Source organism: Streptomyces sp. NBC_01520, from assembly GCF_045040375.1.
Classification (GTDB): Bacteria; Actinomycetota; Actinomycetes; order Streptomycetales; family Streptomycetaceae; genus Streptomyces.
On the sequence record NZ_CP109404.1, the window covers coordinates 4,291,240 to 4,305,582 of the forward strand.

13 protein-coding genes and 4 tRNA genes are annotated in these 14,343 nt (G+C 70.2%); 8 read left to right on the plus strand and 9 right to left on the minus strand.

Translation table 11 applies throughout. The annotated features are described in order from the left end of the window. Positions 1–50: 50 nt before the first annotated feature. Together OG524_RS19365 and OG524_RS19370 are read right to left on the minus strand one after the other, a co-directional pair. Positions 51–308, minus strand: a complete 258-nt coding sequence (locus OG524_RS19365; RefSeq protein WP_033296941.1) for a DUF3073 domain-containing protein — start codon at positions 306–308, stop codon at positions 51–53. A gap of 332 nt (positions 309–640) precedes the next feature. Beyond that, positions 641–1,741, minus strand: a complete 1,101-nt coding sequence (locus tag OG524_RS19370; RefSeq protein ID WP_405389586.1) for a Leu/Phe/Val dehydrogenase — start codon at positions 1,739–1,741, stop codon at positions 641–643. 177 nt (positions 1,742–1,918) lie between these two features. Here OG524_RS19370 and OG524_RS19375 point away from each other — a divergent pair, with 177 nt between their 5' ends. Together OG524_RS19375 and bldC are read left to right on the plus strand one after the other, a co-directional pair. After that, positions 1,919–2,764 carry a hypothetical protein gene (locus OG524_RS19375; RefSeq protein WP_405389585.1) on the plus strand — a complete coding sequence of 282 codons (846 nt, stop codon included), beginning with the start codon at positions 1,919–1,921 and terminating at the stop codon, positions 2,762–2,764. Positions 2,765–3,447: 683 nt separating this feature from the next. Continuing rightward, the gene (gene bldC / locus OG524_RS19380; protein ID WP_003949541.1) at positions 3,448–3,654 is read left to right on the plus strand and encodes a developmental transcriptional regulator BldC; all 207 of its coding nucleotides are present in this window, start codon (positions 3,448–3,450) and stop codon (positions 3,652–3,654) included. Between the two features lie 490 nt (positions 3,655–4,144). On the opposite strand, the gene OG524_RS19385 is transcribed toward bldC, so the two are convergent. From OG524_RS19385 to hrpA, 3 genes are all read right to left on the minus strand, one after another. Then, positions 4,145–4,456 carry a DUF6274 family protein gene (locus OG524_RS19385; protein ID WP_405811281.1) on the minus strand — a complete coding sequence of 104 codons (312 nt, stop codon included), beginning with the start codon at positions 4,454–4,456 and terminating at the stop codon, positions 4,145–4,147. A gap of 139 nt (positions 4,457–4,595) precedes the next feature. Beyond that, a tRNA-Asp gene (locus tag OG524_RS19390) sits at positions 4,596–4,670 on the minus strand. Positions 4,671–4,785: 115 nt separating this feature from the next. Then, a complete protein-coding gene (gene hrpA / locus OG524_RS19395; RefSeq protein ID WP_405811283.1) occupies positions 4,786–8,718 on the minus strand; it encodes an ATP-dependent RNA helicase HrpA in 3,933 nt (1,310 codons plus the stop codon). A gap of 232 nt (positions 8,719–8,950) precedes the next feature. On the opposite strand from hrpA, the gene OG524_RS19400 reads away from it, so the two are divergent. From OG524_RS19400 to OG524_RS19410, 3 genes are read left to right on the plus strand one after another with little or no spacing between them, the layout of a single operon-like run. After that, on the plus strand, positions 8,951–9,292 hold the full coding sequence (locus OG524_RS19400; protein WP_405389582.1) for a hypothetical protein: 342 nt from the start codon (positions 8,951–8,953) through the stop codon (positions 9,290–9,292). Between the two features lie 59 nt (positions 9,293–9,351). Beyond that, positions 9,352–10,107 (plus strand): DsbA family protein, encoded by a 756-nt coding sequence (locus OG524_RS19405; protein ID WP_405389581.1) that lies wholly within the window; start codon positions 9,352–9,354, stop codon positions 10,105–10,107. Next, complete coding sequence (locus OG524_RS19410) at positions 10,104–10,949, plus strand: cytochrome c biogenesis CcdA family protein (RefSeq protein WP_405389580.1); 846 nt, start codon at positions 10,104–10,106, stop codon at positions 10,947–10,949. Before OG524_RS19405 ends, OG524_RS19410 begins: the two co-directional genes overlap by 4 nt. 39 nt (positions 10,950–10,988) lie before the next feature. Here OG524_RS19410 and OG524_RS19415 read toward each other — a convergent pair. The 4 genes from OG524_RS19415 to OG524_RS19430 all read right to left on the minus strand — a co-directional run bounded on the left by OG524_RS19415 (position 10,989) and on the right by OG524_RS19430 (position 12,886). Further along, positions 10,989–11,065 (minus strand) — tRNA-Phe (locus OG524_RS19415). Between the two features lie 22 nt (positions 11,066–11,087). Beyond that, positions 11,088–11,162: transfer RNA gene (locus OG524_RS19420), tRNA-Asp, on the minus strand. A gap of 38 nt (positions 11,163–11,200) precedes the next feature. Continuing rightward, a tRNA-Glu gene (locus OG524_RS19425) sits at positions 11,201–11,273 on the minus strand. Between the two features lie 80 nt (positions 11,274–11,353). Beyond that, positions 11,354–12,886, minus strand: coding sequence for a metallophosphoesterase (locus OG524_RS19430; protein ID WP_405389579.1), 1,533 nt, complete (start codon positions 12,884–12,886; stop codon positions 11,354–11,356). A gap of 124 nt (positions 12,887–13,010) precedes the next feature. On the opposite strand from OG524_RS19430, the gene OG524_RS19435 reads away from it, so the two are divergent. The 3 genes from OG524_RS19435 to OG524_RS19445 are packed head-to-tail and all read left to right on the plus strand — an operon-like array spanning position 13,011 to position 14,235. Further along, positions 13,011–13,364, plus strand: a complete 354-nt coding sequence (locus OG524_RS19435) for a metallopeptidase family protein (RefSeq protein WP_384495941.1) — start codon at positions 13,011–13,013, stop codon at positions 13,362–13,364. A 44-nt stretch (positions 13,365–13,408) separates the two neighbouring features. Then, positions 13,409–13,864 carry a fluoride efflux transporter FluC gene (locus OG524_RS19440; RefSeq protein ID WP_405393145.1) on the plus strand — a complete coding sequence of 152 codons (456 nt, stop codon included), beginning with the start codon at positions 13,409–13,411 and terminating at the stop codon, positions 13,862–13,864. Then, positions 13,861–14,235 (plus strand): fluoride efflux transporter FluC, encoded by a 375-nt coding sequence (locus tag OG524_RS19445; protein ID WP_405389576.1) that lies wholly within the window; start codon positions 13,861–13,863, stop codon positions 14,233–14,235. Before OG524_RS19440 ends, OG524_RS19445 begins: the two co-directional genes overlap by 4 nt. The last annotated feature ends 108 nt before the right edge of the window (positions 14,236–14,343 follow it).

The window sequence follows — 14,343 nt, forward strand, 5'->3', positions numbered from 1 at the left end:
CAGAACCCGGTCCGGGCAGGCCCGGACCGGGTTGATGTGTCAGCGCGAGGTCAAGCGCCGCGGCGCTGTGACGACGGACCGGACTGGTCGTCCTCGTCCGCGTCCTCGTCGTCGTTGTACTGATCCGCGTACTGTGCGTACGGGTCATCCTCCTCGTCGTCATCCTCGAACGGCTCTGCGTTCGGTGGTTGACTCGAAGGTGATGCGCCCAGCTCATTGGCCAGACGCGACAGGTCAGTCCCGCCGCTGCTGTACTTCAGCTGACGGGCGACCTTTGTCTGCTTGGCCTTTGCCCGGCCGCGCCCCATGGCTCGACCCCCTCGGTGACGGGGCTCGACGGCCCCAGAGTCTTGACACGCGTTCATGTTTCAGGACGGACTCTCGGCTGAGAGACCGCGCCCGTGGCTTTAACGGTACCTGCTTCCTCGGCCATACGGTACGCCGCCCGCATCACGTGCCTCCGCGCAGGACCGCAGAGGAGCCCGTCCTCGCTGGTCAACCGCGATTTTAACCTCTTCCGGACGGCCGACCCGCCGACCGGAGTGAGTCTTGTCTCCCCGCTCCCACGCACGCCGCGGGGCGGTGTGTCACCGGGCTGCTGCACAGTCCGGTGACACACCGCCGACCTCGTGGTGACGTGTCAGTGACGCCGGGCTTCGGCCATCCGCTGCTCGGCGATCCGGTCGGCCGCCGCAGCCGGCGGAATCCCGTCGTTCTTCGCACGTGCGAATATGGCCAGCGTGGTGTCGAAGATCTTTGCCGCCTTCGCCCTGCACCGGTCGAAGTCGAAACCGTGGAGCTCGTCGGCGACCTGGATCACGCCACCGGCGTTCACCACGTAGTCCGGTGCGTACAGGACCGAGCGGTCGGCAAGGTCCTTCTCGACGCCCGGGTGCGCGAGCTGGTTGTTGGCCGCGCCGCACACCACCTTCGCGGTGAGCACCTGGACGGTCGCGTCGTTCAGGGCCCCGCCGAGTGCGCACGGGGCGTAGATGTCGAGGCCCTCGGTGCGGATCAGCGCGTCCGTGTCCACGGCCACGGCGACCTCGGGGTGCAGATCGGTGATCCGGCGTACGGACTCCTCGCGCACGTCCGTCACGACGACCTCCGCGCCGTCGCTGAGCAGGTGCTCGACCAGGTGGCGGCCCACCTTGCCGACGCCCGCCACACCGACCTTGCGGCCCCGCAGCGTCGGGTCGCCCCACAGGTGCTGTGCGGAGGCCCGCATGCCCTGGAAGACGCCGAAGGCGGTGAGGACGGAGGAGTCGCCGGCGCCGCCGTTCTCCGGGGAGCGGCCGGTGGTCCAGCGGCACTCCCGGGCGACGACGTCCATGTCGGCGACATAGGTGCCGACATCGCACGCGGTCACGTAGCGCCCGCCCAGCGAGGCCACGAACCGGCCGTAGGCCAGGAGCAGTTCTGTTTTCTGACTGGCCTCGATCGTGTCCGGGTCGCCGATGATGACGGCCTTGCCGCCACCGTGGTCGAGGCCGGCCATGGCGTTCTTGTACGACATGCCGCGCGACAGGTTCAGCGCGTCCGCGACGGCCTCGGCCTCGGAGGCGTACGGATAGAAGCGGGTGCCGCCGAGGGCAGGGCCCAGGGCGGTGGAGTGGAGGGCGATGACGGCCTTGAGGCCGCTGGCACGGTCCTGGCAGATCACGACCTGCTCGTGGCCACCCTGGTCGGAGTGGAACAGGGTGTGCAGTACATCGACAGGCACGCCGGTCACATCGGTCACTGTGGTGACTCCCAAGTACGAAGCGGCGGGGTAGACCCTCCTGAAGGTGGGGAGGGTCCCGGACCGACCGGCACGGCCGGTCCGACGGGCAAGAGCGTAAGTCCTCGGGACACGCAGATCTGTTCCGGTGCCGAGGATCACCCCCTGGCGGAGTACGGGCGTGACACGATCTGCCGCATGTCGGTGGTGTCTTCAGTGCTCGTCCCTTACACGTCCTATCTGCGGGTGTACGAGCCGCTCGCCGCCTTCCGGGAGCCCGAACGCAGTCACTGGGCGCGCTACGCCCAGCGTTCCGAGCTCCCCACGGCACAGGACGAACTGCGCCGCTCGCTGGCCGACCTGGTGCCCACCCCACCGGTGCCCGTGCCCGTCCACGAGAGCGCGGACGCCTTCGTCGCGGAGGTCGACGGCGTGGTGTGCGTCTGCCCGTGGCGGACCCGGATGCGCGGCTGGCTGGCGCTGGAGGAACTCGATGGGCTGTTTCCGGCCACCGTGCTGGACGCGGTCCTTCCTCCGGTGGTGCGGCTCCAGGCGGTCGCGGACCACGAGCGGTGGGCGGAGCGGAACCCGGACGCCCGTCCTTGGATCCGGACCACGGTGTGGCATGTACCGGTGCGCTGGTTCGTCCTGTTCGACGACGGGGAGCGTGAGTACGTCGCGGTGGGCACCGAGGGACGCCGGCCCCTGCTGCGCTACCGGACGCCGATGGTGCAGGCACGCCGCCGGCTGGCGAGGGCGCTCAGGACGCTGCGGGAGACGGTCGACGAAGGGCCGCTGACCGAGGGGCTGGTGGACGTGGGGCGCTGGCTGGAGGAATTCCATCCACGCTCCCTGGTGGAGCTGGACTACGGCGGGCTGGTGCACGCGCTGCCGGGGAAGCAGCTCGCCGAGGACCGGTCGGCTGCGGACGTGGCCGAGGGAATCGCCGCGCTGCGGGCCGGGGACAGCGACGCGGCGGGGGTCGCGTACGCGCGTCTCGCCGAGCGGTGGCGCGCGGTACGGGACAGGCAGTCTGCCAACTAGCCCGAAAGCTGTGTGAAATGACACGTACCGTCGCATAGACCCGCGATCGGCAGGGAAGAGACATCCCGTGAGGTGTCCGGCATCGGTGGGCACCGAGGACGCCGGACGGAGGTGATCGGGGATGTGCCGAGGGGAACAGGCGGGCGTCGAGGGGAACTGACGTGCCGTGAACCTGTGTCCTGTGTGATGCGTGTGACAGGCGAGGCGGGAGTCTCCACCTCAAGCCCTAGGACCTACGTCCCGAACCGGGCCTTTGCCTCAAGCGTGATGGATAGCACTTACGGGGCCCTTGCGCCCTTCCCTACTCCTCATGCCAAAATAGGACAAGGAGTCCGGGGAGGACTCCGTCCGTCCAACTATGGGCGGAATGCTCAGCATTGCACGCTATGAGGGGTCTGAGGACTTCTGACGACCCTTGAGCACTCCTGTGACTGATCGTTACTGGGGCGTGACTGTCCGCTATGGCATGGTCCATCGGCTTCCGTCGCTGATGAACACCTGGGAGGGCAATTCCATCGGTTTGGCCGACGTGGCTGGACGGATGGTGTAGTTGTAGTGCCGAGGACAAGCCGTTCGTCCTATAACCGACTCGGCCCGCGTCCGCCATTTCGGGCAACGCGGGTCAAGGTGCAGAATTTAGAGGAAAGAACCGAGATGGTTCGGTTCTCCCGAGGAGGCCGCTCATGACCGCTCGCACCCCTGATGCCGAGCCGCTGCTGACCCCGGCTGAGGTTGCCACGATGTTCCGCGTGGACCCGAAGACGGTCACCCGGTGGGCGAAGGCTGGCAAGCTCACGTCCATCCGCACGCTCGGTGGACATCGCCGGTACCGCGAGGCAGAGGTCCGCGCACTGCTTGCGGGTATTCCGCAGCAGCGCAGCGAGGCCTGACACACCCCTGTCGCCGCAGCCATAACAGGGCTACCCATGGGTCCCCCAACCCCAGGTGCCCACTCATAGCTCCACACGACGGACGCCTGCCCCAACGGGCGTCATACCTGTGCAATGCAGGGCTCGTCGTTCGATCGCGCTGGGCTCCGCCGAGTCCAGCGCGATCTTTTTGTGCCCGAAGTGCCCCGCCGGCCTGTCCGCCGGGTGCCCGAACAGGCCGACGGGTCGGTTTCCCGGAGGCGGGCGCGCGACTGTGGGCGGGGTTGTTAGGGACTGTTCGTATGGGTCCCGGACGTCGTGGGACAGCTCGGGTGGAACGGTCCGGGATGTGCTTCCGGGGGAGTGCAATTGCACATATTAAATTCGCCAGTTGTAGGAAGTGCGTAAAGTCCCCCTTGCGCAAAACTGATTCGGTGACTCCCGTCACACCGGCACGGTCTTGCCAACTACGAGCCTGCCACTGCAAGGAGGCGGATGGCTGCGGCAGATGTCATGTCGCGGTGGGACTTTCGTCCTCGTGCCGCCCCCCGTCCGCCGTCGTGGCGCAGGGAGGTCCGGACCGCGTCCCGGTGGCCCCGTCGCGGGCGCCGGTGGATTCCTCCGGGGCGTGCGGCGATTCGGGGGTGTCGCAGGGGCGCGGGCCGGCGTACGGCGGCTGTGGGGCCGTCAGGGGCTCCATCGCGAGCCGCAGCAGGCGGTGGCAGATCGGGCAGTGGCGGGTGAGGTGGCGGTAGCCGGACGCAGCCGCCAGATGGGCGCGCAGCAGCGCGCGGGTCTCGTGCCTTGCCGTGGACGCAGACATACGTGCGACCTCCAGGTGGACCCGGCCGCCCCGTGTCGAGGAACAAGGGCGGTCTCTGTCCTACGGGTTACCCGCGACGGATGCCGCCGTCAAGACGCACGAAAGCCCGGATCCAGAGGATCCGGGCTTTCGTCTACTGCGGTCCTGACGGGATTTGAACCCGCGGCCTCCACCTTGACAGGGTGGCGAGCACTCCAAACTGCTCCACAGGACCAGAATTCGCTGCCGTTCTTTCGTCCGGCTGCGAAGACAGACTGTACAGGAGGTGCGCGGGCCAGGTCGAACTCACCCATGGTGGCGGAGCCGTTACAGCCCCGGGGCGGTCCGGATCACGGCGCCGCCGCGTCGATCGCCTTCACGATCCGCTTGTCCGAAACGGGCTGCGCGGTGCCCAGCGCGTGCGCGAAGTAGCTCACCCGCAGCTCCTCGATCATCCAGCGGATGTCCAGGACCTCCTGTGGAACGGGACGCCCCTGCGGCAACTGCTCCAGCAGCCAGGCGTACTCGTCCTGCATCTCGTGGACCTTCTCCATGCGCGTGGTGTCGCGCTGGACGTTGGTCGGCATCTGCTGCAGCCGACGGTCCTCGGCGACCAGGTAGCGCATCAGGTCGGGCAGCCTGCGCAGCCCGGTCATGGTGACGAACCCCGGCGGTACGAGGCGGGCGAGGTGGTCCCGTACGTCCGTGACGTTGTTGATCAGGACCAGGCTGTTCGTGGTCTTCAGCCGGCGCTCGCACGCCTGCCAGGCCGCCAGGATCTGCTGCACCTGCTTGATCGTGCGTACGGTCAGGTCCACGAGGTCCGCGCGCACCTTGTCGTACAGCTTCCGGAAGGACGCCTCGTCCCAGGCCGGGCCGCCGTGCGCGGCGATCAGCCGGTCGGCCGCAGCCGTCGCGCAGTCGTCGAAGAGCGCCTGGATCGAGCCGTGCGGATTCCGGGACAGGGCGAGCTTCTGCTGGTTGGTGAGCGTGTCCGAGGCGAACTTCGCGGGGTTCACCGGGATGTTCAGCAGGATCAGCTTCCGGGTGCCGCGCCACATCGCCTGCTGCTGCTCGGCCTCCGTGTCGAAGAGCCTTACGGCGACGGTCCCGCCCTGGTCGACGAGTGCCGGGTACGCCTTGACCGGCTGCCCGGCCCGCCGGGTCTCGAAGATCCTGTCCAGCGTGCCGATCGTCCAGTCCGTGAGGCCCGAACGCTCGACGGACTCGCCCGAGGGGCCCGCGGTGGCCGCCGCGGCCTGGGAGAGGGCCTGACGGGCCTTCGGGCGCAGCTGGATCTTCAGCGCCTCCAGGTCCTTGTCCTCGGCGACCTTCCGGCGCCGTTCGTCGACGATCCGGAAGGTGATCTTCAGGTGGTCCGGGACGCGGGAGAGGCCGAAGTCCTCGGCCGTGACCGGGACGCCGACCATCCGCTGCAGCTCACGGGCGAGCGTCAGCGGCAGGGGCTCCTGGAGCGGGACGGCCCGGTCCAGGAACTTCGCCGCGTAGTCCGGCGCAGGGACGTAGTGCCGGCGGATCGGCTTGGGCAGCGAGCGGATCAGCTCGGTGACCACTTCCTCGCGCAGGCCCGGGATCTGCCAGTCGAAGCCCTCGGAGGTGACCTGGTTGAGCACCTGGAGCGGGACGTGGACCGTCACGCCGTCCGCGTCCGCGCCGGGCTCGAACTGGTAGGTCACCCGGAATTTGAGCTTCCCCTGGCGCCAGGAGTCCGGATAGTCGTCCTTGGTGACCGCGGACGCCTTCTCGTTGATGAGCATCGAACGCTCGAAGTCGAGCGCGTCCGGCTCGTCACGGCGCTTGTGCTTCCACCAGGAGTCGAAGTGCGCCCCGGAGACGATGTGCTCCGGGATCCGCCGGTCGTAGAAGTCGAAGAGCGTCTCGTCGTCCACGAGGATGTCGCGGCGCCGGGCGCGGTGCTCCAACTCCTCGACCTCGCCGAGCAGTTTGCGATTGTCATGGAAGAACTGGTGGTGCGTACGCCAGTCGCCCTCGACCAGGGCGTTCCGGATGAACAGATCGCGGGACGCCTCCTGGTCGATACGGCCGAAATTGATCTTGCGCTGGGCGACGATCGGCACCCCGTACAGCGTGACCCGCTCGTAGGCCATCACCGCCGCCTGGTCCTTCTCCCAGTGCGGCTCGCTGTAGGTGCGCTTCAGCAGATGCCCGGCGAGCGGCTCGATCCACTCCGGCTCCACCTTGGCGTTGACCCGTGCCCAGAGCCGGGACGTCTCGACCAGCTCGGCCGACATCACGAAGCGCGGCTGCTTCTTGAACAGCGCGGACCCGGGGAAGACCGCGAACTTGGCGCTGCGGGCACCCAGGTACTCGTTCTTCTCGGTGTCCTTCAGCCCGATGTGCGACAGCAGCCCCGCCAGCAGCGAGGTGTGCACCGCCTGCTCGGGCACGCCCTCGTCGTCCTTGGGCTCCTCGACGGCGATGCCCATCTGCTTGGCCACCGTGCGCAGCTGGGCGTAGATGTCCTGCCATTCGCGGATGCGCAGGAAGTTCAGGTACTCCTGCTTGCACATCCGGCGGAAGCTGGAGGAGCCCCGCTCCTTCTGCTGCTCCCGGACGTAGCGCCACAGATTCAGGTACGCCAGGAAGTCGGACGTCTCGTCCTTGAAGCGGGCGTGCTGCTGGTCGGCCTGCGTCTGCTTCTCCGAGGGCCGCTCGCGCGGGTCCTGGATGGAGAGCGCCGCGGCGATGACCATGACCTCGCGGGCACAGCCGTTCCTGTCGGCCTCGATGACCATGCGGGCCAGGCGTGGGTCCACGGGCAACTGCGAGAGCTTGCGGCCCAGCGGGGTGAGCCGCTTCCTCGGATCCTTCTCCTCGGGATCCAACGCCCCCAGCTCCTGGAGCAGCTGGACGCCGTCGCGGATGTTGCGGTGGTCCGGCGGGTCGATGAAGGGGAACTTCTCGATCTCGCCGAGGCCTGCCGCGGTCATCTGGAGGATGACGGAGGCGAGGTTGGTCCGCAGGATCTCGGGGTCGGTGAACTCCGGACGGGTGACGAAGTCGTCCTCGGAGTACAGCCGGATGCAGATGCCGTCCGACGTACGGCCGCAGCGGCCCTTGCGCTGGTTGGCGCTGGCCTGCGAGATCCGCTCGATCGGCAGCCGCTGGACCTTGGTGCGGTGGCTGTAGCGGGAGATGCGGGCGTTGCCCGGGTCGATCACGTACTTGATGCCGGGGACGGTCAGCGACGTCTCGGCGACGTTCGTCGCCAGAACGATCCTGCGGCCCGTGTGGCGTTGGAACACCCGGTGCTGCTCGGCGTGCGAGAGGCGCGCGTAGAGGGGGAGCACCTCGGTGTGCCGGAGACTCCGCTTGTTCAGCGCGTCCGCGGTGTCGCGGATCTCCCGCTCGCCCGAGAGGAAGACGAGGACGTCGCCGGGGCCCTCCGACTGGAGCTCGTCGACGGCGTCGCAGATCGCGGTGATCTGGTCGCGGTCGGAGTCCTCGCCGACCTCTTCCAGCAGCGGGCGGTAACGCACCTCGACCGGGTACGTACGCCCGCTGACCTCCACGATCGGCGCCTCGCCGAAGTGCTTGGCGAAGCGCTCCGGGTCGATGGTCGCCGAGGTGATGACGACCTTCAGATCGGGGCGCCTGGGCAGCAGCCGCGCCAGATAGCCCAGCAGGAAGTCGATGTTCAGCGACCGCTCGTGGGCCTCGTCGATGATGATCGTGTCGTACGCGAGGAGCTCGCGGTCCGTCTGGATCTCGGCCAGCAGGATGCCGTCCGTCATCAGCTTCACGAACGTCGCGTCCGGGTTCACCTGGTCGGTGAAGCGCACCTTCCAGCCGACGGCCTCGCCGAGCGGGGTCTTCAGCTCGTCGGCGACCCGCTCGGCGACCGTGCGGGCCGCGATCCGGCGGGGCTGGGTGTGCCCGATCATGCCCCGGACGCCGCGCCCCAGTTCCATGCAGATCTTGGGGATCTGCGTGGTCTTGCCGGAGCCCGTCTCACCCGCGACGATCACGACCTGGTGGTCGCGTATCGCCTCCAGGATCTCGTCCTTCTTCTGGCTGACCGGAAGCTGTTCCGGGTACGACAGGGCGGGCATCCGCGCGGCGCGTCCTGCGAGCCGTTCGGCTGCCTTGCCGGCCTCGGCGGCGATCTCGTCCAGCACGGACTGCCGGGCCTCGGGCTTGCGGATGCGTCGGGCGCCCTCGAGACGACGGCCGAGCCGGTTCGCGTCGCGGAGCGAGAGCTGCCCGAGCTGGGACTGGAGATCGGCGAAGGAAGTAGACATACGGATCCCAGGATCTCACCCGGGCGGGAGGAGTGGCGAACCATTTCGCGCGGACTCCGTCACGTGCCCCGCACGGGTCCGGTCCACGCCCCCTTCGCCGTGCCCCGCACGGGCCGGCCCGCACCCCTCCGCCGCCACCCCGGGTACGGCCTCGGCGACCGAGCGGGCGTGGAGGATCACAGCACGTACCATTTCGGGCAGCTGATCATCCGTACCCCATCGAGGCGGTCCCGTGTCCCGTGCGCAGTGGTGCTGCCTGGCGGCAGTGCTCGCCGTCGTACTGGGGCTGTTCTGCGCACCCGCGGCGACCGCGGCCGTCCCGGCGTCCGGCCCCGTAGTGGCCGCCGCCGCGGACACCGGCATACCGGGCTGCGACCGGAACAGGGACCAGGACGGCTCCGACCCCGTCCTCCCGGCCCGGACCCGCGCCGCGCACGACCTGGCGCCGGGCCCCGTCGCGGCCGGCCTGCCCGCCGCCGCCGGACGGGCCTGCCCGCCGGCCGTACGGCTTGCCGTACGCGGTCCCCGGCCCGCCACACCCACACCCGTCGAGCTCTCCGTGCTGAGGGTGTAGGCGGACCCGCCTCCCCTCCTTCCTTTCCACAGACCGCACGCACCAGCACGGAGTGCCGCATGCCCACGCCCACCCGCCCGTCGTCCAGGAAGCCGCTCGTCTTCGGCGCCGTCGTCGTCCTCGCCGCAGGCCTGCTCGGCTTCGTCTCGTACCGGGCCACCGCCCCGGACAGCCCTGACTCCGGTTCCGCCGTCGTCGGCACGACCGCGGAACCGGACACCGACATGTACGCCGAGCTGGCGAAGCTCGCCCGGCGGGACGCCGGCGACAAGCTGGCCCAGGGCCGCGCCGACGCCCCCGTCGTCCTCATCGAGTACGCCGACTTCAAGTGCGGCTACTGCGGCACGTTCGCCCGGGAGACCGAACCCGAACTGGTCGAGAAGTACGTGAAGGACGGCACCCTGCGCATCGAATGGCGCAACTTCCCGATCTTCGGCAAGGAGTCCGAGGCCGCCGCCCGCGCCTCCTGGGCGGCCGGGCAGCAGGACCGCTTCTGGGCCTTCCACCGGGCCGCCTACGCCGAGGGGGCCAAGGAGAAGGGCTTCGGCGAGGACCGGCTCAAGGAGCTCGCCCGGCAGGCCGGGGTCAAGGACCTCGACCGCTTTGTACGCGACACCGGCAGCGAGGCCGCCACGGAAGCGGTCGGCAAGGACCAGGAGCAGGCGTACGGCATCGGCGCCACGTCCACCCCGTCGTTCCTCATCAACGGCCGCCCCGTCGCCGGAGCGCAGCCGACGGCTGTCTTCACCCAGGCCGTCGAAGCGGCGGCGGCGGACGCCGCGAACGTGGGCAGCGCCGGGGACCCCGCCAAGTGACCCAGGACATCGGCTACTTCGCGGCCCTGCTCGGCGGGCTGCTCGCCCTGGTCAGCCCCTGCAGCGCTCTGCTGCTCCCGGCCTTCTTCGCGTACTCCATCGACTCCGTCTCACGGCTCCTGGCCCGTACCGGCATCTTCTACGCCGGACTCGCCACCACCCTCGTCCCGCTCGGCGCCGCGGGCTCGTACGCCGGACGGCTCTTCTACGGGCACCGCGACGCACTCGTCCTCGGCGCGGGCTGGCTGATCATCGGGCTCGGCATCGCCCAGATCGTGGGCCTGGGCTTCGCCTCCCGCCGGATCGCCGCCCTCAGCGGCCGGATCCGGCCCACGACCGCCCTCTCCGTCTACGCCCTGGGCGCGGTCTACGGGCTGGCCGGCTTCTGCGCGGGACCGATCCTGGGCAGCGTCCTCACGGTGGCGGCCGTCAGCGGAAGTCCGGTCTACGGCGGGCTGCTGCTCGCCGTCTACGCGCTGGGCATGGCCGTGCCGCTGTTCGTGCTCGCGCTGCTCTGGGAACGCTTCGACCTCGGACGGCGGGCCTGGCTGCGCGGCCGGACCCTGCGCGCCGGCCGCTTCGAGCTTCACACCACGTCCCTGCTCTCCGGTCTCTTCTTCATCGGACTCGGAGTGCTCTTCCTCAGGTACGACGGGACGACCGCACTGCCCGGACTGCTGGACGCCGACGCCGCGTTCGCCGTCGAGCAGTGGGCGCAGGGCGTCGGCCGGAGTGTGCCCGACGCCGTGGCGCTGGGGGCCGTGGTGTCGGCGGTGCTGTCGATCCTCGGGGTGCGGGCGTGGCGGCGGCGCACCGGACGGAAGGAAGAGGAAGCGGTCTGACAACGGCGAAGGCCCCGTCCACCGGACGGGGCCTTCGGGTGGTGGCTGGGGCCGGGATCGAACCGGCGACCTATCGCTTTTCAGGCGATCGCTCGTACCAACTGAGCTACCCAGCCACGCAGCTCATACGGGCTGCAGCGGTCCTGACGGGATTTGAACCCGCGGCCTCCACCTTGACAGGGTGGCGAGCACTCCAAACTGCTCCACAGGACCAAGCAATGTGCGAGACGGGTCTCGCACACGTTAAAGCGTGCCCCCAACGGGATTCGAACCCGTGCTACCGCCTTGAAAGGGCGGCGTCCTGGGCCACTAGACGATGAGGGCTAAGGGCCCACCTGCGCGCTTTCCAGCGCGTCGGGGACGTGAGAAGCATATGGGATGCGGGGAGGTATCGCCAAAACGGTTTACGGGGAGGTCGCGGAGACGGCCGGGGAGGGCGACGGGGTGGCCAGGTTCTCCTCCGGCAGATGGCGGCTGACCTCGGCCGTCGTCAGGCCCAGACCGCCCAGGGTGATCTCGTCCCAGGCCTGCAGATGCCGCGTGGCGCGGTCCAGGTAGAGCACCGAGGTGCGCACCTTCTCGGGCTTCTCGTTCTGCACGGCGCGCAGTCCGCCGCCGCCGGTGGAGCCCTCGACCTTCAGCCGCGTGCCCAGCGGCAGCAGTTCGTTCACCCGGTGGTGCACATGGCCGGCCAGCACGAGAGGAACCGTTCCGTCGGTCTGCCGTGCGGCGTTCGGGTCGTGGGCCACCGCGATGTCCACGGGGGTGCCGGCCCGCTTCTGGTCGCGGAGCGCGGAGGCGAGCCGCATGCCGGCCAGCTCCTCGGCCGCCCGGCCGCCGGTGGGCCGCGAGCGGTCCGGGGTGAACTGCGGGTCGCCGGTGCCCGCGATCCGCAGCCCGGCGACGTCCACGGCGCTGCCCTCGTCGAGGACGTGCACGTTCCTCAGGTCCTTCAGGTAGGCCTGGGTGATCTTGGAGTCGTGGTTGCCCCGCACCCACACGTAGGGCGCCCCGAGCTCGCGGGCCGGATCGAGGAACCCGTTCTCGGCGGCCGTGCCGTGGTCCATGGTGTCGCCCGAGTCGATGATCACGTCGATCTCGTACTGCTCGACGAGCGAGCCGATGATGTGCCAGGCGGCCGGGTTGAGGTGGATGTCCGAGACGTGCAGCACCCGGATGGTCGCCGGGTCGGGCCGGTACACGGGGAGCGTGGACGTGGCGTCGTACAGCTTGGTGACGTTGGTGACGAGCCGGGCCAGCTCCTGCTGGTAGACGTCGAAATCGGTGACGATCGAGCGGGCGTCACCGACGACCGAGGGGGCGCTGGAGAGCAGCCCGGAGAATTTCGGCTCCAGGACGGACTTCGGGTTCCAGGTGGCGTACGCGCTGATGCCGGACGTGGCCAGCAGCGCCAGGGCGAGCCCTCCGGCGGCCAGCGCGCGGCGGGGGCGGCGGTAGACGGCGAGGCCGAGCGCGGTGGCGCCGGAGACCACGGCCACGCAGGAGCGGGCGGCCAGCTCCCGGGTGCCGGCGGCGACGTCGGTGGCGACCTCGTCCTGAAGGCCGGACAGCCGCTCGGGGTGCTTGACCAGGGCCTGGGAACGTTCGGGATCCAGCTGGTCGACGTCGACGTCGAGGCGGACCGGGGCGACGTGCGAGTCCAGTTCCAGCGCGCCCAGCGGCGACACGTTGATCTTCGTGCCGCCGCTCAGCGAGGGCCGCAGGGTCATGGTCGTGTCCATGGGCCCCACCGGCGTACGCACACTGCCGACGATCAGCAGCCCCAGCCAGGCCCCCAGCACGACGACCGCGAGCAGACCGAGCACCCGCGTGTACGGGTGCGGGGCCGTGGCGAGCGTGCTGACGGGTGTGGTGGTGCGGGAGCGGTAGTGGCGGCGGATGCGGCGGACTGCGGCGCGGAACGGATCGCGGGCCATTGGGCGCGTATGCCCCGATCGGGCGGCGGGCATGCGGACGGCGCGGCAGGTGTGGGCCGGGCGGGTGGCCGTCGGGCCGGTACGGCCCCGCCCGTTCCGGCCCGGTGTACGTGACAATGGCCGGGTGCTGGAGATGACGCGCGAGGAGTTCGAAGAGCTGGTGAGCGTGGCCCTGGACCGGGTCCCGTCCGAGCTGATGCGGCTGATGGACAACGTCGCGGTGTTCGTCGAGGACGAGCCCGAGGACCCGGAGGACCGGGAACTGCTGGGGCTCTACGAGGGCACACCGCTGACGGAGCGCGGCGAGTGGTACGCGGGGGTGCTGCCGGACCGGATCACCATCTACCGGGGGCCGACGCTGCGGATGTGCGAGACGCGGGAGGACGTCGTCGCCGAGACCGAGATCACCGTGGTCCACGAGATCGCCCACCACTTCGGCATCGACGACGAGCGGCTGCACGAGCTGGGGTACGGGTGAGCTCCCGGGAGCTGCCGCCCGGCCGTCCGGCCGTGGACCCGGACGTGGACCTCTCCGTACCGGCGCAGCGTGCCGAGACCGAGGGGTCCGGCCGGTGGCGGGTCCTGGCCGTGATCGCGGCGGGCGGCGCCCTGGGGGCCTCGGCCCGCTACGCGGCCACCCTGGCCTGGCCGGCCGCCGAGGGGGCGTTCCCCTGGGCGGTCTTCGTGGTCAACGTGACGGGCTGCGCGCTGATCGGGGTGCTGATGGTGCTGGTCGCCGAGCGTGGCGTGGTGAGGCATCCGCTGGCGCGGCCCTTCCTGGGGGTCGGCGTGCTCGGCGGGTTCACCACGTTCTCGACGTACGCGGCCGATGTGTCGGAGCTGCTGGACCGTCAGGAGCTGCTGGTGGCGATGGCGTACGCGTCGGGGACGGCCGTGGCGGCGCTCGGGGCGGTGTGGGGGGCGGCCGTGTTCACGCGGGCGCTCGTGGGCGGGGACCGGCGCGGGCGGGCGTCGTGAACTGGCTGCTGGTCGCCCTCGGGGGCGCGGCCGGTGCGCCGCTGCGCTATCTGACGGACCGTGCGGTGCAGGCGCGGCACGGGGCGGGGCTGCCGTACGTGTTCCCGTGGGGGACCGTCACCGTCAACGCGGCGGGCAGCCTGCTGCTCGGGGTGCTGACCGGGGCCGCGGTGTCCGCACACACGTACGCCCTGCTGGGTTCGGGGCTGTGCGGGGCGCTGACGACGTACTCGACGTTCTCCTACGAGACGTTGCGCCTCGCCGAGACGGGCCGCGGCTTCCTCGCCGCGGCCAATGTGCTGACGTCCCTGCTGGTGGGGCTCGGGGCGGTGTTCCTGGGGGTGGAGCTGGCCGGGGGCTTCGGGGGCTGACGGCCGGGGCCCGGGACCGGTCGCCGTGTGCGGGTGTTGTGTCCGGGCGTGTCCCCGGCGGGGGCGGGGGAGTTGAACACCACACTTCCTCTGCTCCGCCGACCCCCC

Excerpts from the sequence above, each read along its gene's own strand:
- OG524_RS19385 (WP_405811281.1), bottom strand. The coding sequence starts at position 4,456 with ATGTCTGCGTCCACGGCAAGGCACGAGACCCGCGCGCTGCTGCGCGCC.
- OG524_RS19365 (WP_033296941.1), bottom strand. The coding sequence starts at position 308 with ATGGGGCGCGGCCGGGCAAAGGCCAAGCAGACAAAGGTCGCCCGTCAG.
- bldC (WP_003949541.1), top strand. The coding sequence starts at position 3,448 with ATGACCGCTCGCACCCCTGATGCCGAGCCGCTGCTGACCCCGGCTGAG.
- OG524_RS19405 (WP_405389581.1), top strand. The coding sequence starts at position 9,352 with ATGCCCACGCCCACCCGCCCGTCGTCCAGGAAGCCGCTCGTCTTCGGC.
- hrpA (WP_405811283.1), bottom strand. The coding sequence starts at position 8,718 with ATGTCTACTTCCTTCGCCGATCTCCAGTCCCAGCTCGGGCAGCTCTCG.
- OG524_RS19375 (WP_405389585.1), top strand. The coding sequence starts at position 1,919 with ATGTCGGTGGTGTCTTCAGTGCTCGTCCCTTACACGTCCTATCTGCGG.
- OG524_RS19430 (WP_405389579.1), bottom strand. The coding sequence starts at position 12,886 with ATGGCCCGCGATCCGTTCCGCGCCGCAGTCCGCCGCATCCGCCGCCAC.